Origin of the sequence: Aestuariivirga sp., from assembly GCF_046294715.1 — a bacterium.
GTDB lineage: Bacteria > Pseudomonadota > Alphaproteobacteria > Rhizobiales > Aestuariivirgaceae > Aestuariivirga.
This window is the reverse complement of the sequence record NZ_JBKBKI010000003.1, coordinates 25,662-49,626: the sequence shown is the minus strand read 5'-3', so window position 1 is coordinate 49,626 and position 23,965 is coordinate 25,662. Positions and strand designations below refer to the sequence as shown.

20 protein-coding genes are annotated in these 23,965 nt (G+C 68.0%); 13 read left to right on the top strand and 7 right to left on the bottom strand.

Going from position 1 to position 23,965, the window contains the following annotated elements:
* Positions 1–92: 92 nt before the first annotated feature.
* A complete protein-coding gene (locus ACK4HL_RS03280) occupies positions 93–923 on the top strand; it encodes a 3-keto-5-aminohexanoate cleavage protein (RefSeq protein ID WP_409756608.1) in 831 nt (276 codons plus the stop codon).
* Here ACK4HL_RS03280 and ACK4HL_RS03275 read toward each other — a convergent pair.
* A complete protein-coding gene (locus ACK4HL_RS03275; protein ID WP_409756607.1) occupies positions 920–1,624 on the bottom strand; it encodes a transcriptional regulator NanR in 705 nt (234 codons plus the stop codon). The two genes, ACK4HL_RS03280 and ACK4HL_RS03275, sit on opposite strands and share 4 nt — an antisense overlap.
* A gap of 59 nt (positions 1,625–1,683) precedes the next feature.
* On the opposite strand from ACK4HL_RS03275, the gene oiaX reads away from it, so the two are divergent.
* From oiaX to ACK4HL_RS03250, 5 genes are read left to right on the top strand one after another with little or no spacing between them, the layout of a single operon-like run.
* Entirely contained in the window at positions 1,684–2,955 is a 1,272-nt protein-coding gene (gene oiaX, locus ACK4HL_RS03270; RefSeq protein WP_409756606.1) for a 3-oxo-isoapionate-4-phosphate decarboxylase OiaX, read from the top strand.
* A complete protein-coding gene (locus ACK4HL_RS03265; protein ID WP_409756605.1) occupies positions 2,955–4,280 on the top strand; it encodes a four-carbon acid sugar kinase family protein in 1,326 nt (441 codons plus the stop codon). Before oiaX ends, ACK4HL_RS03265 begins: the two co-directional genes overlap by 1 nt.
* A 26-nt stretch (positions 4,281–4,306) precedes the next feature.
* Complete coding sequence (locus ACK4HL_RS03260; RefSeq protein WP_409756604.1) at positions 4,307–5,140, top strand: phosphoenolpyruvate hydrolase family protein; 834 nt, start codon at positions 4,307–4,309, stop codon at positions 5,138–5,140.
* Between the two features lie 51 nt (positions 5,141–5,191).
* Entirely contained in the window at positions 5,192–6,178 is a 987-nt protein-coding gene (gene deoC, locus ACK4HL_RS03255; protein WP_409756603.1) for a deoxyribose-phosphate aldolase, read from the top strand.
* A gap of 11 nt (positions 6,179–6,189) precedes the next feature.
* Positions 6,190–8,568, top strand: a complete 2,379-nt coding sequence (locus ACK4HL_RS03250) for an aldehyde dehydrogenase family protein (RefSeq protein ID WP_409756602.1) — start codon at positions 6,190–6,192, stop codon at positions 8,566–8,568.
* A gap of 18 nt (positions 8,569–8,586) precedes the next feature.
* Here the strand turns inward: ACK4HL_RS03250 and ACK4HL_RS03245 are convergent, their stop codons facing one another.
* The 3 genes from ACK4HL_RS03245 to ACK4HL_RS03235 all read right to left on the bottom strand — a co-directional run bounded on the left by ACK4HL_RS03245 (position 8,587) and on the right by ACK4HL_RS03235 (position 12,752).
* On the bottom strand, positions 8,587–10,740 hold the full coding sequence (locus tag ACK4HL_RS03245) for a malate synthase G (protein WP_409756601.1): 2,154 nt from the start codon (positions 10,738–10,740) through the stop codon (positions 8,587–8,589).
* Between the two features lie 48 nt (positions 10,741–10,788).
* On the bottom strand, positions 10,789–11,703 hold the full coding sequence (locus ACK4HL_RS03240; protein WP_409756600.1) for a fatty acid desaturase: 915 nt from the start codon (positions 11,701–11,703) through the stop codon (positions 10,789–10,791).
* A 71-nt stretch (positions 11,704–11,774) separates the two neighbouring features.
* Entirely contained in the window at positions 11,775–12,752 is a 978-nt protein-coding gene (locus ACK4HL_RS03235; RefSeq protein ID WP_409756599.1) for an HpcH/HpaI aldolase/citrate lyase family protein, read from the bottom strand.
* Positions 12,753–12,904: 152 nt separating this feature from the next.
* Between ACK4HL_RS03235 and ilvD the strand changes: the two genes are divergently transcribed.
* The 3 genes from ilvD to ACK4HL_RS03220 are packed head-to-tail and all read left to right on the top strand — an operon-like array spanning position 12,905 to position 16,901.
* On the top strand, positions 12,905–14,746 hold the full coding sequence (gene ilvD / locus ACK4HL_RS03230) for a dihydroxy-acid dehydratase (RefSeq protein ID WP_409756598.1): 1,842 nt from the start codon (positions 12,905–12,907) through the stop codon (positions 14,744–14,746).
* 20 nt (positions 14,747–14,766) lie between these two features.
* A complete protein-coding gene (locus ACK4HL_RS03225; RefSeq protein WP_409756597.1) occupies positions 14,767–15,414 on the top strand; it encodes a carbonic anhydrase in 648 nt (215 codons plus the stop codon).
* Positions 15,411–16,901, top strand: a complete 1,491-nt coding sequence (locus ACK4HL_RS03220) for an FGGY-family carbohydrate kinase (RefSeq protein WP_409756596.1) — start codon at positions 15,411–15,413, stop codon at positions 16,899–16,901. Before ACK4HL_RS03225 ends, ACK4HL_RS03220 begins: the two co-directional genes overlap by 4 nt.
* A gap of 92 nt (positions 16,902–16,993) precedes the next feature.
* On the opposite strand, the gene kynB is transcribed toward ACK4HL_RS03220, so the two are convergent.
* The 3 genes from kynB to ACK4HL_RS03205 are packed head-to-tail and all read right to left on the bottom strand — an operon-like array spanning position 16,994 to position 19,750.
* Positions 16,994–17,611 (bottom strand): arylformamidase, encoded by a 618-nt coding sequence (gene kynB, locus ACK4HL_RS03215; protein ID WP_409756595.1) that lies wholly within the window; start codon positions 17,609–17,611, stop codon positions 16,994–16,996.
* Positions 17,608–18,840: a kynureninase gene (gene kynU / locus ACK4HL_RS03210; RefSeq protein WP_409756594.1), complete on the bottom strand. Its 1,233-nt coding sequence runs from the start codon at positions 18,838–18,840 to the stop codon at positions 17,608–17,610. Before kynU ends, kynB begins: the two co-directional genes overlap by 4 nt.
* 4 nt (positions 18,841–18,844) lie before the next feature.
* A complete protein-coding gene (locus ACK4HL_RS03205) occupies positions 18,845–19,750 on the bottom strand; it encodes a choline/ethanolamine kinase family protein (RefSeq protein ID WP_409756593.1) in 906 nt (301 codons plus the stop codon).
* Between the two features lie 166 nt (positions 19,751–19,916).
* Between ACK4HL_RS03205 and ACK4HL_RS03200 the strand changes: the two genes are divergently transcribed.
* Genes ACK4HL_RS03200 through ACK4HL_RS03185 form a run of 4 tightly spaced genes read left to right on the top strand, consistent with a single transcriptional unit; the run spans position 19,917 to position 23,846 of the window.
* Complete coding sequence (locus ACK4HL_RS03200) at positions 19,917–20,777, top strand: FAD binding domain-containing protein (RefSeq protein WP_409756592.1); 861 nt, start codon at positions 19,917–19,919, stop codon at positions 20,775–20,777.
* A 1-nt stretch (position 20,778) separates the two neighbouring features.
* Positions 20,779–21,252: a (2Fe-2S)-binding protein gene (locus ACK4HL_RS03195; protein ID WP_409756591.1), complete on the top strand. Its 474-nt coding sequence runs from the start codon at positions 20,779–20,781 to the stop codon at positions 21,250–21,252.
* A 1-nt stretch (position 21,253) separates the two neighbouring features.
* Positions 21,254–23,587 (top strand): xanthine dehydrogenase family protein molybdopterin-binding subunit, encoded by a 2,334-nt coding sequence (locus ACK4HL_RS03190; protein ID WP_409756590.1) that lies wholly within the window; start codon positions 21,254–21,256, stop codon positions 23,585–23,587.
* 13 nt (positions 23,588–23,600) lie between these two features.
* On the top strand, positions 23,601–23,846 hold the full coding sequence (locus ACK4HL_RS03185) for a MoaD/ThiS family protein (protein ID WP_409756589.1): 246 nt from the start codon (positions 23,601–23,603) through the stop codon (positions 23,844–23,846).
* Positions 23,847–23,965 lie beyond the last annotated feature (119 nt).

The window sequence follows — 23,965 nt, the reverse complement described above, 5'->3', positions numbered from 1 at the left end:
AGCCAGGGCCGTGACGCAGCAACGCTCTGCGGGGCTCCCGGTTCCTGCCGCCGCTTGAGCCCCGCCCCGCGGCCCACTAAGACACCACCACCATGACCACGCCCTGCATCATCACCGTCGCCATCACCGGATCCGTCCCCCGCAAGGAGCACAATCCGGCCGTTCCCATCACCATCGCCGAGCAGGTGGAATCGACCCACGCCGCCTTCGAGGCGGGCGCCGCCATCGCCCATGTGCATGTGAGGAAGGACGACCAGACGCCGACGTCCGATCCCGAGCGCTTCGCCCGCCTGCTCGAAGGCCTGCGCCGGCACTGCCCCGGCATGATCGTGCAGTTCTCCACCGGCGGCCGCTCCGGCAAGGGCTCCGAGCGCGGCGGCATGCTGCACCTGGGCTGCGACATGGCCTCGCTGTCGACCGGCTCCTGCAACTTCCCCACCATCATCTACGAGAACCATCCGGATCTCATCCGCGAGCTGGCGCTGAAGATGCTGGAGCACCATGTGAAGCCGGAGATCGAGGTGTTCGACCTCTCGATGCTCTACCAGGCGCTGCGCCTGGCCGACGAAGGCCTGTTGAGGAAGCCGCTGCACGTGCAGTTCGTGATGGGGGTGAAGAACGCCATGCCGGTGATCCGCCAGGCTTTCGACTTCATGGTGGACGAGGTGAGGAGGCTTTCCCCTGAGTCGACCTGGGTCGCTGCCGGGATCGGCCGGCACCAGCTCGAGGTGAACCGCTGGTGCCTCGAACGCGGCGGCCACTGCCGCACGGGCCTCGAGGACAACATCCGCTGGGACGAGACGCGGCTTGCCGCCTCCAACGCCGAGCTGGTGAAGCGCGTGGCCTCCCTCTGCGCCGAATATGGCCGCCACCCGGCGAGCGCCGCGGAGGCCCGGGCGATCCTGGGGCTCCCTTCGGGTTAGGCCTTCAGGCCATAGAGCGCGCTGGAGCGCTCGAGGTGCTTCACCATCGCCGCCTCGGCGGCATCAGGCTCGCGCCTCTCGATGGCATCGACGATCCCGGCATGCTCGGCCAGCGTGAAATTCTCCTTGCCCGCCCACAGCAGCAATTCGGTGTGATAGGCCTTGAGCCAGCCGAGCATCGCCTCGCTCACCGAGACGAAGATCGGGTTTCCCGATATGGCGGCGATCTCCGTGTGGAAGCGCATGTCGGCGGCCATGAAGGCGTCCGCCTTGCCGAGAAGTGCGCGCTGCTGTTCCACCGCTTCGCGCAGCCGCGCCACGTCCTCGGGTCCCGCCTTTACCGCCGCCTCGCGCACCATGCCGCGCTCGAAGAACAGCCGGGCCGCCTTGAGATGCTCGAGCGAGTCGGAGGAGCGCGAGAGCATGATGTGCGCGGCCTGGTCCACCTGGCGGATGATCGACTGCGCCGTCAGCTCCTGAACCCGCGCCCGTTCCCCGTGCTGGATCGAGACCAGCCCCATGTTGGCGAGAGACTGCATCGCCTCGCGGATGGCGGGGCGGCCGACGCCGAAGCGCTCCATCAGCTCGCGCTCCGATGGCATGGCATCGCCCGGCTTGAGATCGCCCTCCGAGATGATGCGGAGCAGGCGCTCCAGCACCTCGTCGGACAATTTGCGGCGAATGATACGCTCGGTTTGCATCGTGGGCGGTTGGGCTGCTAGCTTTGCCGTGTTGATGTCATCATACCAGTAAACAAGCGATGCGCAATCCGCCGCCCTCCACCATCCGTGTCACCTATCTCATTGAAACCGATGGAGAACCGGAAAGGCTCGCGGCGAAGATCGCGAGCGACCAGTCCACCGGCACCTTCGTTGCACTTCCCGGTGAAACGGAAGAGCTGAAGGCGCGGGTTGCCGCGCGGGTGGCAGCGGTGAGGCGGCTCGAGCCATCGCGCGCCCCTTCCTTCCCGTCGGGCGCCCCAGGTCCCTTCAACCGCGCCGAGGCCGATATCGACTTTCCCATCGATGCCATCGGCACTGATCTCGCGGCGCTGATGACCATCACCATGGGCGGCGTCTGGTCGATCCGCGGCCTCACCGGCATCCGCGTCACCGGCCTGAAGCTCCCGGAGGAATACCGCCACGCCCATCCCGGCCCGCAGTTCGGAATTCCCGGCAGCCGCCGCCTCGCCGGCGTCGAGGGCCGCCCCATCATCGGCACCATCGTGAAGCCGGCGCTGGGGCTGAGGCCGCCGGAAACCGCCGCGCTGGTGAAGGAGCTGATCGCGGCCGGCGTCGACTTCATCAAGGACGACGAGAAGCTCGCGAGCCCCGCCTATTCGCCGCTCGCGGAGCGGGTGAAGGCCATCATGCCGCTGATCCTCGAGCATGAGCAGAAGACGGGCAGGAAGGTGATGTACGCTTTCGGCATCAGCCACGCCGACCCGGACGAGATGATGCGCAACCACGATCTCGTGCTGAAGGCCGGCGGCAACTGCGCTGTCGTCAACATCAACTCCATCGGGTTCGGCGGCATGAGCTTCCTCCGGAAGCGCTCGGGCCTCGTGCTGCACGCCCACCGCAACGGCTGGGACATTCTCACGCGGCATCCGGGCCTCGGCATGGATTTCTCCGTCTATCAGCAGTTCTGGCGGCTCCTCGGCGTCGACCAGTTCCAGATCAACGGCATCCGCGTGAAATACTGGGAGCCGGACGAGAGCTTCGTCGCCTCCTTCGCGGCGCTGCGCAAGCCGCTGTTCTCGCCCGATGACTGCCCGCTCCCCGTGGTGGGATCGGGGCAATGGGGCGGCCAGGCGCCGGACACCTACGAGCGCACCGGCCGCACCCAGGATCTCCTCTATCTCTGCGGCGGCGGCATCGTCAGCCATCCTTCGGGCCCCGCGGCCGGCGTGCGCGCCGTGAGGCAGGCTTGGGAGGCGGCGGTCGCCGGCGTGCCGCTCGAGACCCATGCGAAAGACCATCCCGAGCTCGCCCAGTCGCTGGCCTTCTTCGGCGACGGCAAGGCCGCCTGATGGCCCTCTTCCTCTCCTACTACGGCGACGACTTCACCGGCTCCACCGACGTCATGGAGGCGATGAGCCTGCACGGTTTGAAGACCGTGCTCTTCACCCGCATCCCCACGGAAGAGGAACGCCGCCGCTTCGCCGATTGTGAGGCGTTGGGCCTTGCCGGCACCAGCCGCAGCCAAGGCCCGGAATGGATGGACGCGAACCTCCCCGGCGCCTTCCGATGGCTCAAGGCGCAAGGCGCGCGCTTCTGCCAGTACAAGGTCTGCTCCACCTTCGATTCGAGCCCGCATACCGGCAGCATCGGCCGCGCCGTCGAGATCGGGCGCGAGGTCTTCGGACAGCAGGTGACGCCGCTCGTCGTGGGCGCGCCGCAGCTCCGCCGCTACACGGCCTTCGGCCATCTCTTCGCCGCCTACCAGGGCAGCACCTACCGCATCGACCGCCACCCGGTGATGAGCCGCCACCCGGTGACGCCGATGGCGGAGGCCGATCTCCTTCTTCACCTGGCGCAGCAGACGAACCTCCCCTCGGGCCTCGTGCCCTTCACCCGGCTGGCCGAAGGCGACGAGGCGGTGGACCGGATCGTCGGCGGCTCCCGCGGCATCCTCCTCCTCGACGTGCTCGATGCCGGAAGCCAGCGCGAGGCCGGCCGCCAGCTCCTGCGCCTCGCGGACCGGCTCGGCCCATTCCTCGTCGGCTCCTCGGGCGTCAATTACGCGCTGATGCAGGCGCTCGCCGCGGCGGGCCCAAGCCGGGAGGCGGCAAGTTTCCCCGCGATGGCGCCGGAGCCGCGCGTCATCGCCGTCTCGGGCAGCTGCTCGCCCACCACCGCGCGCCAGATCCGCCACGCCCTGGCGCATGGCTTCGCCGGTCTTGCCGCCGATCCGCTGGCGCTCGCCGGCCCCGGTGCCGAAGCCGCCGCCGCAGAGATCGCCTCCAGGGCGGGGGCGCTGCTGAACCAGGGGCGGAGCGTGCTCGTCTATACCGCGCTCGATCCCGAGACGGATCGCGGCGCGGCGCTCGACACCATCCCCGGCGGCCGCCACCGCCTGGGCAAGGCGCTGGGCCGCATCGCCCGGGAATTGATCATCTCCTGCGGGCTCCGCCGCGCCGTCCTGGCGGGCGGCGATACCTCGAGCCACGCGCTGGGCGAGCTCGACGTCTTCGCCCTCAACACCCGCTACCCGCTCGCCGCCACGCCGGGTTCGCCCCTCTGCACCGCGGCAAGCGCCGATCCCCGCCTCGACGGCATCGAGATCGCCATGAAGGGCGGGCAGGTGGGAGGAGATGATTACATCGTTGCGCTGCGCGACGGCGCCACGGCATAGTTTCAGCAAAGACAAGGAGGATCGACGTGCCCCGTTTCGAACGCAAGGCCCTGATGGAGAAGTTCCAGGACATGAAGCGCCGCCGCATTCCCATCGTCGGCGGCGGTGCGGGAACCGGGCTCTCGGCCAAATGCGAAGAGGAGGGCGGCATCGACCTCATCGTCATCTACAACTCCGGACGCTACCGCATGGCGGGCCGTGGCTCGCTCTCGGGCGTGCTGGCCTATGGCAACGCCAACGAGATCGTCATGGAAATGGCCCGCGAGGTCCTCCCGGTGACGAAGCGCACGCCGGTGCTGGCGGGCGTCAACGGCACGGACCCCTTCTGCATCTTCGATCACTTTCTGGACGAGCTGAAGGCCATTGGCTTCTCCGGCATCCAGAACTTCCCCACCGTCGGCCTCATCGACGGCATCTTCCGCGCCAATCTCGAGGAGACGGGCATGTCCTATGGCCTCGAGGTGGACCTGATCCGGCTTGCCCGCTCGAAGGACATGCTGACCACGCCCTACGTCTTCAACGCCGGCGAGGCGGAGGCGATGGCCAGGGCCGGGGCGGACATCATCGTCTGCCACCTGGGCCTCACCACCGGCGGCAGCATCGGCTCGAAGACGGCGCTCAGGCTCGCGGATTGCCCGGCCCTCGTCGATGAATGGGCCGAAGCTGCGCTCAAGGTGAACAGGGATGCGATCGTCATCGTCCATGGCGGCCCCGTCTCCATGCCCGAAGACGCGCAGTACATCCTCGGCAACACCAGGAACTGCCACGGCTTCTACGGCGCGTCCTCCATGGAGCGGCTTCCCACCGAACGCGCATTGGTCGAGCAGACCAGGGCCTTCAAGGCGCTGTCGCTCGGCTGACCGCCGCCAAACCCGTTTCCCCTCCCGCGCAACATGCTCTATTGAGCAGTGATGGAAAGGAACGACCTTCGCCCCTCTGCCTTCACTCCGGTGAAGCGCAATCCCGGAACCAGGCTGGCTCCGGAGTGGTTCGAGCACGTGCAGGTGAACCTCTCCGCCGCCGAACGCCGCGCCGCCACCATCCCCGCCCGCCGCAGCGTGAAGAAGGCCTACCAGGCCGCCTGGCTGGTGAAGGCCATCCAGTGCATCGACCTCACCACGCTGGCAGGGGATGACACGCCGGGCCGCGTCCACCGCCTCTGCGCCAAGGCCAGGCGCCCGCTGCGGGACGACATCGTCGAAGACCTCGGCCTTGACGGCAGGCCGCCCACCGTCGGCGCCGTCTGCGTCTATCCGCTGATGGTGCGCCCCGCCGTGAAGGCTCTCGAAGGCTCAGGCATTCCCGTGGCCTCCGTCGCCACCGGATTTCCGGCGGGTCTCACGCCGCTCCCCCAGCGCCTCGCCGAGATCCGCTATGCGGTGGAGGAGGGGGCGGCCGAGATCGACATCGTCATCCACCGCGCCCATGTGCTGACGCAGGACTGGGCAGCCCTTTACGACGAGATCGCCGCGATGCGCGAAGCCTGCGGCCCGGCCCACATGAAGGCCATCCTCGCCACGGGAGACTTGAGGACGCTGCGCAACGTCTACCGCGCCTCCATGGTGGCGATGCAGGCGGGCGCTGACTTCATCAAGACCTCGACCGGCAAGGAAGACGTCAACGCCACGCTCCCCGTCAGCCTCACCATGGTCCGTGCACTGAGGGATTACGGCGAGATCACCGGCTTCAAGATCGGCTTCAAGCCCGCGGGCGGCCTCAAGACCGCCAAGGACGCGATGAACTGGATGATCCTGATGAGGGAGGAGCTCGGCCGCCGCTGGCTCGAGCCCGATCTCTTCCGCATCGGCGCATCCTCCATGCTGGCCGACATCGAACGCCAGCTCGAACATCACGTCTCCGGCCGCTACGCCGCCGCCACCCACCAGCCGCTCGCCTGAGAGAGCCCGAAATGCCCAGCGTCCGCGACATCCTCGACACCATGGACTACGGCCCCGCCCCGGAGGCGAACGGCCACGTTTTGGACTGGCTGAAGGCCCATGCCGCGGGCTTCGGCCACTTTATCGGCGGAGAGTTCGTGAAGCCGCAGGGTGGCAAGTCCTTCGACGTCTTCAACCCCGCCACGGGCGAGAAGCTCGCCGCCGTGGCGCAGGGCTCCGCCGCCGATGTCGACGCCGCCGTCAAGGCCGCGCGCAAGGCCTGGCGGAGCTGGTCGAAGCTGACGGGTCACGATCGCGCGAAGCATCTCTATGCCATCGCCCGTCTGGTTCAGAAGCGCGAGCGCTTCCTCGCCGTTTTGGAGACGATGGACAACGGCAAGCCGATCCGCGAGTCGCGTGATATCGACGTTCCGCTGGTGGCCCGCCACTTCTACCACCACGCCGGCTGGGCGGAGCTGATCGCGGACGAGTTCCCGGGCCATGTGCCCCTGGGCGTCTGCGGCCAGATCATCCCGTGGAACTTCCCGCTCCTGATGCTCGCCTGGAAGATCGCGCCGGCACTCGCCGCCGGCAACACCGTGGTGCTGAAACCCGCCGAATACACGCCGCTCTCAGCCCTCGCCTTCGCCGAGATCTGCCGCGAGGCCGGCTTGCCGCCGGGCGTGGTCAACATCGTCACCGGCGATGGCGCAACGGGTGCCGCCCTCGTCGATCACCCGGATATCGACAAGATCGCCTTCACCGGTTCGACCGAGGTCGGCCGCATGATCCGCAAGGCCACGGCGGGCAAAGGCCTCAAGCTCTCGCTCGAGCTCGGCGGCAAGTCGCCCTTCATCGTGCACGAGGATGCCGATCTCGATGCGGCGGTCGAAGGCGTCGTCGACGCGATCTGGTTCAACCAGGGCCAGGTCTGCTGTGCGGGCTCGCGCATACTCGTGCAGGAGGGGATCGCGCCGCGCTTCCTCGCCAAGCTGAAGCGCCGCATGGAGGCGCTGCGGGTGGGTGATCCGCTCGACAAGTCGATCGACATGGGCGCCATCGTCGATCCGGTCCAGCTCGGGCGCATCTCGGAACTGGTCGAGAAGGGCAAGGCCGAGGGCGGCACGCTGCTGCAGCCCGCCTGCGCGCTTCCCGAGCGCGGCAACTGGTTCGCGCCCGCGCTCTTCACCGATGTGGAGCCCGCCTCCACCGTGATGGAGGTTGAGATCTTCGGCCCGGTCGCCGCGGTGATGACCTTCCGCACGCCGGACGAGGCGGTGCAGATCGCCAACCACACGCGCTACGGCCTCGCCGCCAGCGTCTGGTCGGAGAACATCAACCTGGCGCTCGATACGGCGGCGCGCGTCAAGGCCGGCGTCGTCTGGATCAACTCGACCAACCTCTTCGATGCCGCCGCGGGCTTCGGCGGCTACCGGGAGTCGGGCTTCGGCCGCGAGGGCGGGCGCGAGGGCATGCTCGAATATCTCGTTCCCGCCTGGGAGGCCGCGCTGAAGCCCGGGCAGGAAGCTGCGGCCGCGCCGCTCGGCGCGCTTCCCGCCACTGCCGCCGAGCCCTCGGCAATCGACCGCACGGCGAAGCTCTATGTCGGCGGCAAGCAGGCGCGGCCCGATTCCGGCCATTCCTATTCCGTGTACGGAGCGAAAGGCAGGGCCATCGGCCAGGCGGGCCTCGGCAGCCGCAAGGACGTCCGGAACGCGGTGGAGGCGGCGGCGAAGGCCTCCGCCTGGGCCTCAGCCACGGCCCACAACCGGGCCCAGGTTCTCTACTACATCGCGGAAAACCTCTCCGCCCGCGCCGCCGAATTCGAGTCCCGCCTCAAGTCGATGGGGCAGGGCGCGAAGCAGGCCAGGGCCGAGGTCGAGGCCGCACTCGCCCGCATCTTCTGGTATGCCGCCCAGGCCGACAAGTACGACGGCCGCGTCCATGCCACGAAGTCCCGCCACGTGACGCTCGCCATGAACGAGCCCTGGGGCGTGGTCGGCATACTCTGCCCGGACGAGATGCCGCTCTTGGCCTTCCTCTCGCTGGTGATGCCGGCGATCGCCATGGGTAACCGCGTCGTCGCCGTCCCTTCGCCGCAACGGCCGCTCGCCGCCACCGATCTCTATCAGGTCTTCGACACATCGGATGTGCCGGGCGGCGTCGTCAACATCGTGACCGGTGCCCGCGACGAGCTGGCGAAGACACTGGCCGAGCATGACGAGGTCGCGGCGCTGTGGTATTTCGGCCCGGGCCGAGGCTCCGCCATGGCCGAGGCCGCGAGTACCGGAAACCTCAAGGCCACTTGGGTCTCGCACGGCAAGGAGCGCGACTGGCTCAGCCGAGAGCAGGGCCAGGGCGAAGCCTTCCTCCGCCACGCCGTGCAGGTGAAGAACATCTGGGTGCCCTAGGGCGCGTGAGCGTTCCCCTCACCCCCGCGCCTTCACCGCCAGCCGGTGCATGTGCAGCAGCGGCTCCGTGTAGCCGTTGGGCTGGGCCGCGCCCTTGAACACGAGGTCGCAGGCCGCCTGGAAGGCGATCGAGCCGCCGAAATCCGCCGCCATCGGCCGGTAGTGCGGGTCTCCCGCATTCTGCCGGTCGACGACCGCCGCCATGCGCTTCATCGTCTCCATCACCTGCGCTTCGCTGACGACGCCATGCCGGAGCCAGTTCGCGATGTGCTGGGAGGAGATGCGCAGCGTCGCGCGGTCTTCCATCAGCCCGACATTGTCGATGTCCGGCACCTTGGAGCAGCCGATGCCCTGGTCGATCCAGCGCACCACGTAACCGAGGATGCCCTGCGCATTGTTGTCGAGTTCCTTCTGGATGTCTGCCGCCGTCCAGTTGGGCCTGACCGCCACCGGCACCGAAAGGATGTCGTCGAGCTTCGCGCGCGGGCGGGACTTCAGCTTCTGTTGCACCGCCTGGACGTTCACCTTGTGGTAATGCGTGGCATGGAGCGTTGCCGCGGTGGGCGAGGGCACCCAGGCGGTGTTGGCTCCGGCCTGCGGGTGCGCCAGCTTCATCGCCAGCATGATCGCCATGTGGTCGGGGATCGCCCACATGCCCTTGCCGATCTGCGCATGGCCCGGCAGCCCGCACAGCAGCCCGATGTCGACGTTCCAGTCTTCATAGGCCTTGATCCAGGCCGCCTGCTTCATGTCGCCCTTGCGGATCATCGGGCCCGCTTCCATGGCGCTGTGGATCTCGTCGCCCGTCCTGTCGAGGAAGCCTGTGTTGATGAACACGATCCGCTCCTTCGCCTGGCGGATGCATTCCTTGAGGTTGATGGTGGTGCGCCGTTCCTCGTCCATGATGCCGATCTTCAGCGTGTTCGCCGCCATCCCCAGCGCCTGCTCGACGCGGGCGAAGAGATCGACCGCGAAGGCCACTTCCTCCGGCCCGTGCATCTTGGGCTTCACGATGTACATGGAGCCCGTGCGCGAATTCATCCGCCGCCCGTTGGGCCCGACGTCCTTGAGCGCGATCAGCGCCGTCATCATCGCGTCCATGATGCCTTCGGGAATTTCGCGGCCTCGGGAGTCGAGGATGGCAGGCGTCGTCATCAGGTGGCCGACGTTCCTCACCAGCATCAGGGCGCGGCCCTTCAGCGTCAGCGTGCCGCCCTCCGCCGCCTCGTAGCTCCGGTCCGGGTTGAGGCGGCGGGTGAAGGTCTTGCCCGCCTTCTCGATCTCCTCCGCGAGGTCGCCCGTCATCAGCCCAAGCCAGTTGCGGTACACCGTCACCTTGTCGGCGGCATCGACGGCGGCGATCGAATCCTCGCAGTCCATGATGGCGGTGACGGCGGATTCGAGGATCACGTCGGAAATCCCCGCCCTGTCGTCCTTGCCGATGAGGTGGTTGCGGTCGAAGGCGATCTCGACGTGAAGCCCGTTGTTGGCGAGCACCACGGCCGAAGGATCATTCTTTGCGCCGCGGTGCCCCTTGAATTGCGAGGCATCCTTCAGCCCGCCACGGTCCGTCATGAGCCGCCCGCCTTCGACGAAGACGCGCGAGATCTCGGCCCAGCTCCCGCTGGCCAGCGGCACCGACTGGTCGAGGAAGCCCCGCGCCCAGCGGATGACCTCGGCACCCCGCACCGGATTGTAGCGCGTGCCCTTCTCCGCCCCGCCATGCTCGGGGATCGCATCCGTGCCATAGAGCGCGTCGTAGAGCGAGCCCCAGCGCGCGTTGGCGGCATTGAGGGCATAGCGCGCATTCATCACCGGCACGACGAGCTGCGGCCCCGCCACCCGGGCGATTTCCGGGTCGACGTTCTGCGTCGTCACCGCGAAGTCCGGTCCCTCGGGCAGGAGATAGCCGATCTCCGCCAGGAACGCCTTGTAGGCTCCCATGTCGCCGGGCGTGCCGTTCGCCCGGTACCAGTCGTCGAGCTTCGCCTGCAGCGCATCGCGCTTCGCAAGCAACTCCCTGTTCCGCGGCGCGAGATCGTCGAGGATGGCGGCAAGGCGCTTCCAGAAATCGAGCTCGGCCATGCCGGTGCCGGGGAGCGCCTCCTCGGCCACGAAGCTGAACAATTCGCCCGCGACCCGCAGGCCCGCGATCTCGATGCGGTTCGTCACGTGTGAAGCCCCCCAACCGGCTGTTTCAGGGGGAAGGGTCTTAGACCATCACAGTTTCCGGAGCCAGCCCATGTTGGGGTAGGGAATGGGTTCCTTGGCGCTGAGGAAGAAACGGGCGAAGATCTCGCCATAGCCCCTCATCAGATAGCCGTTGTTGCGGGCGATCAGCTCCTCCCGCTCGGCGCGGTAATAGGCAGGGATCTTGTACCAGGCGAGGGCGGGCTTCGCGTGGTGCGCCACGTGCAGGTTGTTGTTGAGGAACAGCAGCGACCAGAAGGGCGAGGCCTCGACGATGATCGTGCGGTGCTCCACCTCTTCCGCCGCCTGGTGCTCGCAGTAGGAGCGCACCAGGGCGAGCGAGATGCCGGGATAGGCGATCAGCAGGTAGTACTGCCAGAACGGCATTCCCGCGACGCCCGTCACCAGCCAGATGGTGAGGAGGGCGGAGGGCACGAACCACGCCCAGGCGCGGAGCGTCTCGCCGCTGCCCTGGGCGATGGCGCGGAACTCGGAGGACCAGAAGCGGACGATGCCGACGGCCGGACCGATCAGCATCCGCCCGGCCAGCGTCTGGTTCACGAGGTAGAGCGACCGGCGGATCCCCCGCACCTCGGCCCAGTGCTCGGGCAGCATGTAATAGGATTCGGGGTCGAGCCGCGGGTCCGTCAGGTTGGCGTCGTTGTGGTGGGTGAGGTGAAGCTGCCGGTAACGGTGATAGGGCAGCCACAGCGTCGGCGTCAGGAAGATCATCGCCTCGTTGAGCCAGCGCTTTCCCGTCGGGTGGCCGTGCAGCACCTCGTGCTGGAGCGAGGAGTGGAGTGCTGCCGCATAGGCCCCCGCGGGAAGGATCACCCACCACGGCAGGCTGGCGTGGAACCACACGAGAAGCCCCAGCGTGGCATAGACGGCGGCAATCAGCGCCACCGTGGGCCATTCGACTTCGCGGGAATGCTCTTTCGCCATGCTAGGATGCTTCGATCAACGAGGGAACCCTACCGGCAATAGCACCGCCGGTCCACGAAATCAAAAGACCCTCACGCCCCGGCGATCATTTCCGCCTTCTTCACCAGCACCTCCGCCTGCCGGATCGAGGCATAGTCGATGAGCCGCCCGTCGAGCGAGACGGCGCCCTTGCCTTGCGCCTCCGCCTCCTTCATCGCCGCGATGATGCGCCGGGCGCGCTCGACGTCCGCCGCGGACGGGCTCATCACCTCGTTGGCAAGCCCGATCTGGGAGGGGTGGATCGCCCACTTCCCCTCGCAACCGAGAACCGCCGCGCGCTGCGCCTGGGCGCGGAAGCCGTCGGCATCGGAGAAATTGCCGAACGGCCCGTCCACCGGGCGCAGTCCGTTGGCCCGCGCCGCCACCACCATGCGGGAAATCGCGTAATGCCACATGTCGCCCCAGTGGATGGCGCGCTCGCCCCCGGCCAGCGAGTCGGTCAGCACGGCGTAGTCCGGGTGGGGGCCACCGATCGAGGTGGTGCGCGCCCTCGTCGAGGCCGCATAGTCGGCCACCCCGAAATGGAGCGACTCGTTGCGGGGCGAGGCCGCCGCGATCTCGTGGATGTTCTGCATGCCGAGGGCCGTCTCGATGATGAGCTCGAAGCCCAGCCGCTTCTTCCGGCCCTTGGCGGCCTCGATCTGGGTCACCAGCATGTCGACCGCATAGACGTCGGCCGCCGTGCCCACCTTGGGGATCATGATGAGGTCCAGCCGGTCCGGGCAATTCTCCAGCACCTCGACGAGGTCGCGGTACATGTAATGCGTGTCGAGCCCGTTGATGCGGACGGAGAGCGTCTTCGTCCCCCAGTCGATGTCGCCGATCGCCTGGATGATGTTCTTCCGGGCCTGCGCCTTGTCGTCGGGGGCCACGGCGTCCTCGAGGTCGAGGAAGACCACGTCGGCGGCCGATTGGGCTGCCTTCTCGAACAGCTTGGCCTGGCTTCCCGGCACGGCAAGCTCGCTGCGGTTGAGGCGGGCCGGGGCCTGTTCGATGGTCTTGAAGCTCATGGTCGGCGATCCTTTCTGGTTCCGGGGAAGGCTCTTAGGCGGCCCCGGGCGGCCATGCAATTGGCCAAAGGCGGCATCCCGAAGCCCGGTCTTGATTCCCCTGCCGGGCTGGGGCAATCGGGGCCGGAGTTCCGAATTGAGGTCCGAGCCCCATGCCCCAGTACCGTTCCCGCACCACCACCCACGGCCGCAACATGGCCGGCGCCCGCGGCCTGTGGCGCGCCACCGGCATGAAGGACGAGGATTTCGGCAAGCCGATCATCGCCATCGTCAACTCCTTCACCCAGTTCGTGCCGGGCCACGTGCACCTGAAGGACCTGGGCCAGCTCGTCGCCCGCGAGGTGGAGAAGGCGGGCGGCGTCGCCAAGGAGTTCAACACCATCGCGGTCGACGACGGCATCGCCATGGGCCATGACGGCATGCTCTATTCGCTGCCCTCGCGCGAGATCATCGCGGATTCGGTCGAATACATGGTGAACGCCCACTGCGCCGATGCCATGGTCTGCATCTCGAACTGCGACAAGATCACGCCCGGCATGCTGATGGCGGCACTCCGCCTCAACATCCCCTGCGTCTTCGTCTCGGGAGGGCCGATGGAAGCGGGCAAGGTCGTGCTCTCCGGCGTCACCAAGGCGCTCGACCTCGTCGACGCCATGGTCGCCGCGGCGGATGACAGCGTCTCCGACGCTGACGTCCAGGCGATCGAGCGTTCGGCCTGCCCCACCTGCGGCTCCTGCTCGGGCATGTTCACGGCGAATTCGATGAACTGCCTCACGGAAGCGCTGGGCCTGTCGCTTCCCGGCAACGGCTCGACCCTCGCCACCCATTCGGACCGCAAGCGCCTCTTCGTCGAGGCCGGCCACCTCGTGGTCGATCTCGCCCGCCGCTACTACGAGCAGAACGACGAGTCCGTGCTGCCGCGCTCGGTCGCGAGCTTCGGCGCCTTCGAGAACGCCATGACGCTCGATATCGCCATGGGCGGCTCCACCAACACGGTGCTGCACATCCTCGCCGCCGCGCACGAGGCGGAACTCGACTTCACCATGAAGGACATCGACCGGCTGTCGCGCCGCGTGCCCGTCCTCTCCAAGGTCGCCCCCGCCAAGTCGGACGTCCACATGGAGGACGTGCACCGCGCCGGCGGCATCATGGCGATCCTCGGCGAACTCGACAGGGGCGGCCTCATCAACCGCGATCTCCCCACCGTCCACACCCGCACGCTGGGCGAGGCGCTGGACCGCTGGGACATCGGCCGCACCAATTCCGAGGCCGTGCGCGAGTTCTACCGCGCAGCACCGGGCGGCGTCCCGACGCAGGTGGCCTTCAGCCAGTCGAGCCGCTGGGACGAATTGGACCTCGACCGCAAGACGGGCGTCATCCGCGACGTGAACCACCCCTTCTCGAAGGATGGCGGCCTCGCCGTGCTCTACGGCAACCTCGCCGAGGAGGGCTGCATCGTGAAGACCGCGGGTGTGGACGAGTCGATCCTCAAGTTCACCGGCCGGGCCAGGGTCTTCGAGAGCCAGGATTCCGCCGTGCACGGAATATTGAACCGCGGCGTCGAAGCAGGCGACGTGGTGGTGATCCGCTACGAGGGCCCGCGCGGCGGCCCCGGCATGCAGGAGATGCTCTATCCCACGAGCTATCTCAAGTCGAAGGGGCTGGGCAAGGCCTGCGCGCTCGTCACCGACGGCCGCTTCTCCGGCGGCACCTCGGGCCTCTCGATCGGCCACGTCTCGCCCGAGGCGGCGGAAGGCGGCCTCATCGCGCTCGTCGAGGAGGGCGACACGATCGAGATCGACATCCCCAACCGCTCGATCCGCCTCGCGCTGAGCGATGAGGAGATCGCCCGCCGCCGCGCCGCCATGCTGGCGCGGGGCGAGAAAGCGTGGAAGCCCACGGAGCAGAGGAAGCGCAAGGTCTCGACCGCGCTCAAGGCCTATGCGGCGCTCACCACCTCCGCCGCGCGGGGTGCGGTGCGCGTGGTCGATTGAAGGCCGGGGGAGACCGCGCCATGCCACTGCCCGCCAAACTGCTCGACGGCTATGCCCACTTCCGCTCCGGCCGCTACGCCTCGGAGGCCGAGCGCTACCGCAGCCTGGGCGAGGGCGCCCAGAAGCCGAAGATCATGATCATCGCCTGCTGCGACTCGCGCGCCGCCCCCGAAACCATCTTCGATGCGGGGCCGGGCGAGATGTTCGTGGTGCGCAACGTCGCCAACCTCGTTCCGCCCTACATGCCGGACGGCGGCCACAACAGCACGTCCGCCGCGCTCGAATTCGCGGTGCTGTCTCTCGGCGTGCAGCACGTGGTGGTGATGGGCCACGGCCGCTGCGGCGGCATCCGTGCGGCGGTGCAGGAATCATCGCCGCTCAGCCACACGGATTTCATCGGCCGCTGGATGAGGGCCGTGAAGGACGTGGCCCGCATCGTGCCGCGCGAGAAGGGCGTCAACGAGGAGACCCACGAGCGCCACATCGAGCGCGCCTCGATCGAGCACTCCCTCGCCAATCTCCGCACCTTTCCGTGGATCCGCATGCGTGAGAACCGGAAGGAGCTGTCTCTGCACGGGGTCTGGTTCGATATCGCCATGGGCGAGCTTCACGCCTATGATGAGGCGGAGGCCCGCTGGGGGGCCGTCGGGGCGGGGGAAACGGCATGAGCTACGTGATCGGCGTCGATGGCGGAACGGAATCGCTCCGCGCCTTCGTCTTCGATCTCGATGGCCGGCCGCTCGCCTCCGTCGCCACGCCCTACAAGACCGAGTTTCCCCAGCCCTCCTGGGCCGAGCAGAACCCGGAGGACTGGTGGGCCGCGATGGGCCAGTCGGTCCGCGGCGCCGTCGCCAGGTCGGGCGTGTCTCCCGCCGATGTCATCGCCATCAGCGTCGACACCACCTGCTGCTCGGTGGTGGCCCTCGACGCCGCGGGAAAGCCGCTCCGCCCCTGCATGATCTGGATGGACGTCCGCTCGGCGGCGGAGGCGGACGAAGTCGCCGCCACCCGGGACGAGGCGCTGCGCGTCAACGGCGGCGGGGCGGGGCCGGTCTCCGCCGAATGGATGATCCCCAAGTCGCTCTGGATGAAGCGCCACCAGCCGGAGGTCTTCGCCCGCGCCGCGAAGGTCGGGGAATACCAGGACTACATGAATCTCCGCCTCACCGGCCGCTGGGTGGGCTCGCTCGGCAACGCGGCGATCCGCTGGCATTACCAGACGCAGCACGGCGGCGTTCCGCGCTCGCTGCTGGCGGCCCTCGGCCTCGCCGAGCTCGAAGCGAAATGGCCAAGCCCCATCCTCGCCCCCGGAACGCCCCTCGGTCCCCTCACGAAGGAAGCCGCCGAGCATCTGGGTCTCGGGCGCGGCACGCTGGTGGTGCAGGGCGGCTCGGATGCCTTCATCGGCGTCATCGGCCTCGGCGTCACGCGGCCGGGCGAGATGGCGCTCATCACCGGCTCCTCGCACCTCCACATCGGCATCGCCGACCGGGTGGTGCACAAGCCCGGCGTCTGGGGCACCTACATGGACGGCGTCTATCCCGGAAAGCCCGTGATCGAGGGCGGCCAGACCTCGACCGGCTCCGTCGTCGCCTGGTTCAAGCGCCATTTCGCCGAGCACACCGGCTGGGATGCGCTGAATGAGGGCGCGGCGGCGCTCCCGCCCGGCGCGGAAGGCCTCCTCGTGCTCGATCATTTCCAGGGCAACCGCACGCCCTATACCGATGCGCTCTCGCGCGGCGCCATCACCGGCCTGACGCTGAAGCACACGCCCGCCCATGTCTTCCGCGCCATCATCGAGGGCATCTGCCTCGGCACCCGCCTGATCACCGACAGTTTCGGCGAGGCCTTCAGCCCGAAGCGCATCGTTCTGGCGGGGGGTGCTTCCAACTCGCCGCTCTGGCTGCAGATCCACGCCGACACGATCGGCGCGCCGATCGAGCTCACCGAGGTGCCGGATGCCCCGGCCCTCGGCTGCGCCATCCTCGCCGCACATGGTGCCGGCCGCTACGACACCATCGAGGAAGGCTGCGCCGCGATGGTGCGCTCGAAATCGGTGATCGAGCCCGATCCCGCCAGGACGCGCTTCTATGAAGCCGAGATGCTCCCGCGCTACGCCAAGCTCTATGCCGCCCTGAAGAGCGTGCGGGGGTAGTTGATTCACGATGTCAATCAGCAGAAGGCACGTCCAAGGAAAACATACCTAGCATGGGATAGGAAAAAAGTCAACAGCTGGGGTGGGGGAAGCTATCGCCTGAGCACCGCCCGCACAGGCGCGGCATCGAGGTTCTCGAGCTTGAGCGGCAGCGCGATCAGCTCGTAGTCACCCGGCTCCACATGCTCCAGCACGAGGTTTTCCAGGATCCGCATGCCCGCGCGCCGGCAGGCCTGGTGCGCCTCCAGCGCCTTCGAGGTCTCGGGGTCGACTGATGGCGTGTCGATGCCGACGAGCAGCGCGCCCTGCGAGGCGAGAAGGTCCACCGTATCCGCCGCCAGCGCCCGGAAGCCTGCAGGCCAGCACTTCGGGTCGGTCCTGTCCATGAGCCGCAGCAGGATCCGCGGCGGCGCGGCCGCGAGCGCGTGCGCGATGTCCTCCGGCATGCAGAGCGGCCCCGGGCCGCGCGCGTCGATCACCCGGCAGGGGCCCAGATAGGGCTCGAGCTCCAGTGAACCAGCCGCCGCTCCCCCGGGCTCGTAATGCAGCGGCGCGTCGGCATGGGTGCCGCAATGGACGGAAAGCGAGAGGCGCGAAACGTTCACCGGGCAGCCGGGGCCGATGCGGAACGTCCAATCCTCCGTATACGGCGCATCTCCCGGAAATCCCGCCATGCCGGGGGAAAGGCCCTGCGAGATGTCGATGATCACGTGACCGCCTTCTTCGCGCGGAACTCCGGCTTGTCCCATTCTCGCCCGTCGAGGATGCGCGCCAGCGCCGCGACCGCGTCCCACACATCCGTGAAGCGGGTATAGAGCGGCGTGAAGCCGAAGCGCATCATGTCCGGCGCCCTGAAATCGCCCACCACGCGGGCGGCGATCAGCGCCTGCATCACCGCATAGCCCTCCGGGTGGTGGAGGGAGACGTGCGACCCACGGCGGCCGAACGCGCGCGGCCCTGCAACGCTCACACCGTGATGGCCACAGCGCCGCTCCACGAGATCGATGAAGGCCCGGCACAGCGCCACGGATTTCCGGCGCACCGCCTGCATGTCCACGTCGTCCCATGGGTCGAGTGCGGCGTCGAGCGCTGCCATGGAGAGGATCGGCTGCGTCCCGCACTGGTTGCGGATGATCCCGGGGGCAGGGCGGTAGTCGAGATCGAAGGCGAAGGGTGCGGCATGCCCCCACCAGCCGGCGAGGGCGGGCTGCACCCTGTCCTGGAGATCGGGCCGCACATAGAGGAAGGCCGGGGCTCCCGGCCCGCCGTTGAGATACTTGTAGGTGCAGCCCAGCGCGAAATCGGCGCGCGAGCCTGTGAGATCGACGGGCGTCGCCCCGGCCGAATGGGCGAGGTCCCAGATCGTCAGCGCGCCCTTCTCATGCGCCCGGGCGGTCACCGCGGTCATGTCGTGCAGCCGGGCGGTGCGGTAATCGACCTCGGTGAGCATGGTGAAGGCCACGGTCTCGTCGATCGCCGCCATCACCTCCTCGGGCGCCACGACCTTGAGCTCGTAGCCATCCGCCGTCAGGTCGCGGAAGCCTTGCGCCACATAGAGGTCGGAAGGGAAGTTGCCGCTGTCGGAGAGGATGATGCGGCGCGCGGGATTGAGCTTCGCCGCCGCGCCGAGCAGCTTGAAGAGATTGATGGAGATCGTGTCGCCCGCGATGACGCTCGCGGGCGGCGCGCCGATGAGCCTTGCGATGCGGTCGCCTATCCTCCGCGGCAGATCGAACCAGTGATGCTCGTTCCAGGACGTGATCAGCGCCTTCCCCCACTGGACTTCCGCCACCTCCCTGAGCCGATCGGGAACAGCCTTCGGCAGAACGCCCAGCGAATTGCCGTCGAGGTAGATGAGCCCCTCGGGAACGAAGAACAGCTCGCGCTTCGGGGCCAGCGGGTCCGCCCGGTCGAGCGCCTCGAACGCCGCTCTCTCCATCGCCTCAGCGCCCATAGGCTGCCGTATAGCCGTCGTGGACCTTTTCGAACCGGCCGAGGTACTCCGCCGCATAGGCCACGTAGTCGACGCCGGGTGCGGCGAGGTGGAGTTCCGAGATCATCCCCCACACCGCCTCGCGCAGCGCGCTCGCGGCCTTCATGGCGTGGAAGGCGCGCCACAGCTCCTCCGATGGCTCCGTCTCGAAATAGGCCTCGAGGATCAGCTTCTCGCCTGCAGCCTCGAAGGAATTGTTGGCCGAGAGGGAAGCGAGGTCGAACAGGGCGGTGCCGAAGGCGCCATATTCCCAATCGATCAGCCAGAGCCGGTCGCCGTCATGCATGAAGTTTGTGGGCAGCACGTCATGGTGGCCGAAGACGATGGGAAGCGGCAGCTGTGCCGCCTCCAGCCGGTCGGCGATCTCCGCCCAGCGCGCAATGTCCGGTGCGTGGCGGTGCCCGGCCTCCTTCAGCGTGTGGAAATAGTCGCGCAGGATCTGGAACACCCAGAAGATCGCGCCCTGGCCGGTGATGCGCCGCCCCATCTCGCGGTGGCAGCGCTTCAGCATGGCGATGCAGCCTGCGGCATCCGCCCGCACGTCGGCCTCGGAATAGGTCCTCGCCTCGATGTAGCGCAGCACCATGATGCCGTCCGCCGCATGGACCATCTCGGGCGAGAGGCCGGCTTCGAAGGCGGCCCGGGCGGCGATCGCCTCCCTTTCGCGGGAAACCTGGTGGAAGGGATAGTCGCCCCCCACCCGCGCCACGTAGCTGCCGGACGAATCGGTCACCCGGAAACTGGCATTGCTGACGCCGCCCTTCAGCGGCGTCACCGATTCGAGGCCCCGCCACAGGGAGAGCGCCCTCACGCGCCGTTCCGCCGCTCCGCCCCCGGTTGTGTCCGCCGCTGCCATGTTCATCCCGTGCCGCCCACCCGCCAGAACAGGGACTTTCCACGCCGCGGCGGCTTCCGTCAACGGAGGCTGCGCGCCTGTGTCATGCCGCTGCGGTGTCGCAGCGGTTGACCTTCGCCCCCTTCCCGTCCCAAAATGCCTGGGATTTTCCAACCAGGTGGCACACATGCAATATGAAGCACCAGAAACGACCAAGGCGGCAGTGAGCCTGCTCGCCGCGGCAAAGGGGAGCGCCTATGTGCTCGCGGGAGGCTCCGACCTCCTCGTGCGCATGAAGGGCGGGTTCATCGAACCGGATCTCGTCGTCGACATCAAGCGCATCAAGCCGATGCGCGAAGTGAAGAAGACCGCCAACGGCTTCGTGGTCGGCGCCGCCGTCTCCTGCGCCGAGCTGGGCGAGAACAAGGCCCTGGTCAAGGCTTGGCCGGGCGTGGTGGAAGCCGCGAACCTGATCGGCTCGAAGCAGGTGCAGGGCCGCTGCACCATGGCGGGCAACCTGTGCAACGCCTCGCCCGCCGCCGACAGCGTTCCGGCCCTCGTCGCCGCCGGCGCCAAGGCCGTGGTGCAGGGCCCGAAGGGCAAGCGCAGCGTCCCGGTGGAGCAGATCCCGGTCGGCCCCGGCAAGACCTCGCTCAAGCGGGGCGAGCTGATCGAGTCCCTCGTGCTGCCCGCCCGCAAGCCGCGTTCGGGCGATGCCTATCTCCGCTTCATCCCGCGCTCCGAGATGGACATCGCGGTGGTGAGTGCCGGCGTGAACCTCACCCTCGACGCCAAGGGCGTCATCACCGAGGCCCGCGTGGCGCTCGGTGCCGTCGCCCCCACCGTGCTGCTGGTGGCCGCCGCCGCGCGCGCGATCATCGGCACCAGGCTCGATGACGCCGCCCTCGAGAAGCTGGGCCAGGCCGCATCCGCCGCCTGCCGCCCCATCGACGACAAGCGCGGCACCGTCGAGTTCCGCACCAAGGTTGCCGCCGTGCTGGCCAAGCGCGCCGCCAAGATCGCCTACAGCCGCGCAGGAGGTAAGTAACATGGCCGTTCTCGTATCCACCAATATCAACGGCGACAATGTCGAGTTCGCCTGCGAGCCGAATGAAACCCTGCTCGACGTGCTGAGGAACCGGCTGGGGCTCACCGGCGCCAAGGAAGGCTGCGGCACCGGCGACTGCGGCGCCTGCAGCGTTCAGGTCGACGGCCGCCTCGTCTGCTCCTGCCTCGTGCTCGGCGTCGAGGCCGAGGGCCGCGAGATCGAGACGGTCGAGGGCATGGCCCAGGGAGCGGAGCTTCACCCGCTCCAGAGCAAGTTCCTCGAGCACGCGGCGCTGCAGTGCGGCGTGTGCACCCCGGGCTTCCTGATCGCCGCCAAGGCGCTGCTCGAGAAGAACCCGGATCCGAGCGAGGAGGAAATCCGCTTCGGTCTCGCCGGCAATCTCTGCCGCTGCACCGGATATGACAAGATCGTGCGCGCCGTACAGGACGCCGCCAAGGTAATGAGGAGCGTGTAACATGGTCACTCTCACCGAGAACACTCTCGCCCACCCGAAGGAAGCCAAGGCCCCGCATGTGAGCCCCACCGTGGTTCACGATCCGGCACTATCCAAGAAGCAGTTCAAGTCGGTCGGCACGAGGCCGCTCCGGCCGGACGGTCTCGACAAGGTGACGGGCCGCGCCCGCTACGGCGCGGACTACAACATGCCGGGCCAGCTCGTGGGCCTCGTCCTGCGCTCGCCCCACGCCCATGCGAAGATCAGGAAGATCGACGCGTCGAAGGCGGAGAGGCTGGCGGGCGTCAAGGCGGTGGTCACCGCCGCCGACCTGCCGGACCTCACCAACGGCGACCAGGGCATGTACGACATCCTGGAAAACTGCATGGCCCGCGGCACCGCCAAGTATGACGGTCACGCCGTCGCCGCCGTCGCCGCCATCGACATGGCCACGGCGAAGCAGGCGCTGAAGCTCATCAAGATCGACTACGAGGTCCTTCCCCACGTCACCGACGTGGACGAGGCCGTGAAGCCCAAGGCGCCTCTCGTCAACCCGAAGAACTACACCGAAGGCGTCGAGCCCAAGCCCTCGAAGCCGTCCAACATCGCCAAGCGCACCGAGTTCGGCCACGGCGACGTCGAGGCCGGCTTCAAGGAGGCCGATGTCATCGTCGAGCGCACCTTCCGGACCGAGCAGACCCACCAGGGCTACATCGAGCCTCATGCCTGCGTGGCGAGCGTCAGCCCGGACGGTACGGGCGAGCTCTGGGTCTGTACCCAGGGACACTTCGTCTACCGCAACCACTGCGCCATGCTGCTCGGCATGGACGTTTCGAAGCTCCGCGTCACCTCTTCCGAGATCGGCGGCGGCTTCGGCGGCAAGACCCATGTGTGGGCGGAACCGGTGGCGCTGGCCCTCTCGCGCAAGGCCAACCGCCCGGTGAAGCTGGTGATGACCCGCGAGGAGGTGTTCCGCGCCTCGGGCCCCACCGCCGCCACCTCGATCGACGTCAGGATCGGCGTGAAGAAGGACGGCACGATCTGTGCGGCCGACGCCGCGCTGCGCTTCACCAACGGCCCGTACTACGGCATGTGGGCCGAGCTCGGCTCGATGACGGCGTTCGCCTGCTATGACCTGAAGAACGTCCGCACCGTGGGCTACGAAGTGCTGGTGAACCGCCCGAAGGTGGCGGCCTACCGCGCCCCCTCTGCCCCCATGGCGGCCTTCGCGGTCGAGAGCGTCATCGATGAGCTCGCCGCCAAGATCGGCATGGACCCGGTGGAGTTCCGCATCAAGAATGCGGCGAAGCAGGGCACGAGGTCGTCCTACGGCCCGATCTATGGCCCGATCGGCATCGGCGCCACGCTCGAGGCCGCCAAGAAGCACCCCCACATGAAGGCGCCGCTCGGCCCCAACCAGGGCCGCGGCATGGCCTGCGGCTTCTGGTTCAACTTCGGCGGCCAGACGTGCACCGACATCAATGTCGGGCCGGACGGGTCGGTGACGCTCACCGTCGGCACGGTGGATGTCGGCGGCTCGCGCGCCTCGCTCGCACTCTGCGTGGCCGAGGAGCTCGGCGTTCCCTATGACCAGGTGAAGTGCCTCGTGGCGGACACCGGAACCCTCGGCCACAACGACATGACCGACGGCAGCCGCGGCACCTTCTCCTCCTCGATGGCCGGCATCTTCGCCGCCCGCAACACGGTGGCCGTTCTGAAGGAGCGCGCCGCCAAGATGTGGGAAATCCCCGTCGAGGACGTGGAGTGGGAGGCAGGCCACGCCAAGGCCGTGGGCGAAAAATACGGCAACCTCGCGCCGCTCTCGCTCAAGGAGATCGCGGCCGCGGCCGGCAACACCGGCGGGCCGGTTGCAGGCCATGCCGAGATCGTGGCGGATGGTGCAGGGGTGTCGTTTGCCACCCACATCTGCGACGTCGAGGTCGATCCCGAGACCGGCCGCTCGAAGATCGTGCGCTACACGGTCATTCAGGATGCCGGCAAGGCCGTTCACCCGACCTATGTGGAAGGCCAGTACCAGGGCGGTGCCGCGCAGGGCATCGGCTGGGCGCTCAACGAGGAGTACATCTACGGCAAGGACGGGCGGCTCCAGAACCCGGGCTTCCTCGACTACCGCATCCCGGTGTGCTCGGACCTGCCGATGATCGACACGCAGATCCTCGAGATCCCCAACCCCAACCACCCCTACGGTGTGCGCGGCGTGGGCGAAACCTCGATCGTTCCGCCGCTCGCGGCCATCGCCAACGCCATGTCGAATGCCTTCGGCGTCCGCATGACCCACGTGCCGATGTCGCCGCCGCGCGTCCTCAAGGCGCTCGAGGCGGCGCAGAAAGCCTGAAGGCAGGCCTGATTTGGCCGACATCCACCTTTGGGGGGCGCTCCGTCCGGCAGCGGACGGAGCGTCCGTCGTTCAGATCGAGGCGAAGACCATCCGCGAGCTGTTCCGCAAGCTCGAGGAGACCTATCCCGGCATGGCCCCCCACATCGCCCGTGGGGTGGCCGTGTCGATCAACGGCAAGATCTACCGCGACAACTGGCAGGCCGAACTGCCGCAAGGGGCCGAGATCTATCTTCTTCCGCGCATCCAGGGCGGGTGAACTCCGCCTCTCTCCGCCGGGATGACATGCGCTATCCGCGGTTTCCGTAACAACTCCAATTACACTATTGAATTCTCCGGCGGGAAGGCCGATATGCGGGTTTCGCAACGGAGAGAGCC

What these genes read in the sequence shown, in the direction of transcription:
- ACK4HL_RS03235 (WP_409756599.1), bottom strand. Translation starts at nt 12,752, where the DNA reads ATGAGCTTCAAGACCATCGAACAGGCCCCGGCCCGCCTCAACCGCAGC.
- ACK4HL_RS03200 (WP_409756592.1), top strand. Translation starts at nt 19,917, where the DNA reads ATGCAATATGAAGCACCAGAAACGACCAAGGCGGCAGTGAGCCTGCTC.
- oiaX (WP_409756606.1), top strand. Translation starts at nt 1,684, where the DNA reads ATGCGCAATCCGCCGCCCTCCACCATCCGTGTCACCTATCTCATTGAA.
- ACK4HL_RS03225 (WP_409756597.1), top strand. Translation starts at nt 14,767, where the DNA reads ATGCCACTGCCCGCCAAACTGCTCGACGGCTATGCCCACTTCCGCTCC.
- ACK4HL_RS03280 (WP_409756608.1), top strand. Translation starts at nt 93, where the DNA reads ATGACCACGCCCTGCATCATCACCGTCGCCATCACCGGATCCGTCCCC.
- ilvD (WP_409756598.1), top strand. Translation starts at nt 12,905, where the DNA reads ATGCCCCAGTACCGTTCCCGCACCACCACCCACGGCCGCAACATGGCC.
- ACK4HL_RS03275 (WP_409756607.1), bottom strand. Translation starts at nt 1,624, where the DNA reads ATGCAAACCGAGCGTATCATTCGCCGCAAATTGTCCGACGAGGTGCTG.
- ACK4HL_RS03265 (WP_409756605.1), top strand. Translation starts at nt 2,955, where the DNA reads ATGGCCCTCTTCCTCTCCTACTACGGCGACGACTTCACCGGCTCCACC.
- ACK4HL_RS03220 (WP_409756596.1), top strand. Translation starts at nt 15,411, where the DNA reads ATGAGCTACGTGATCGGCGTCGATGGCGGAACGGAATCGCTCCGCGCC.
- ACK4HL_RS03250 (WP_409756602.1), top strand. Translation starts at nt 6,190, where the DNA reads ATGCCCAGCGTCCGCGACATCCTCGACACCATGGACTACGGCCCCGCC.
- kynU (WP_409756594.1), bottom strand. Translation starts at nt 18,840, where the DNA reads ATGGAGAGAGCGGCGTTCGAGGCGCTCGACCGGGCGGACCCGCTGGCC.
- ACK4HL_RS03195 (WP_409756591.1), top strand. Translation starts at nt 20,779, where the DNA reads ATGGCCGTTCTCGTATCCACCAATATCAACGGCGACAATGTCGAGTTC.
- ACK4HL_RS03205 (WP_409756593.1), bottom strand. Translation starts at nt 19,750, where the DNA reads ATGGCAGCGGCGGACACAACCGGGGGCGGAGCGGCGGAACGGCGCGTG.
- ACK4HL_RS03190 (WP_409756590.1), top strand. Translation starts at nt 21,254, where the DNA reads ATGGTCACTCTCACCGAGAACACTCTCGCCCACCCGAAGGAAGCCAAG.
- ACK4HL_RS03240 (WP_409756600.1), bottom strand. Translation starts at nt 11,703, where the DNA reads ATGGCGAAAGAGCATTCCCGCGAAGTCGAATGGCCCACGGTGGCGCTG.
- deoC (WP_409756603.1), top strand. Translation starts at nt 5,192, where the DNA reads ATGGAAAGGAACGACCTTCGCCCCTCTGCCTTCACTCCGGTGAAGCGC.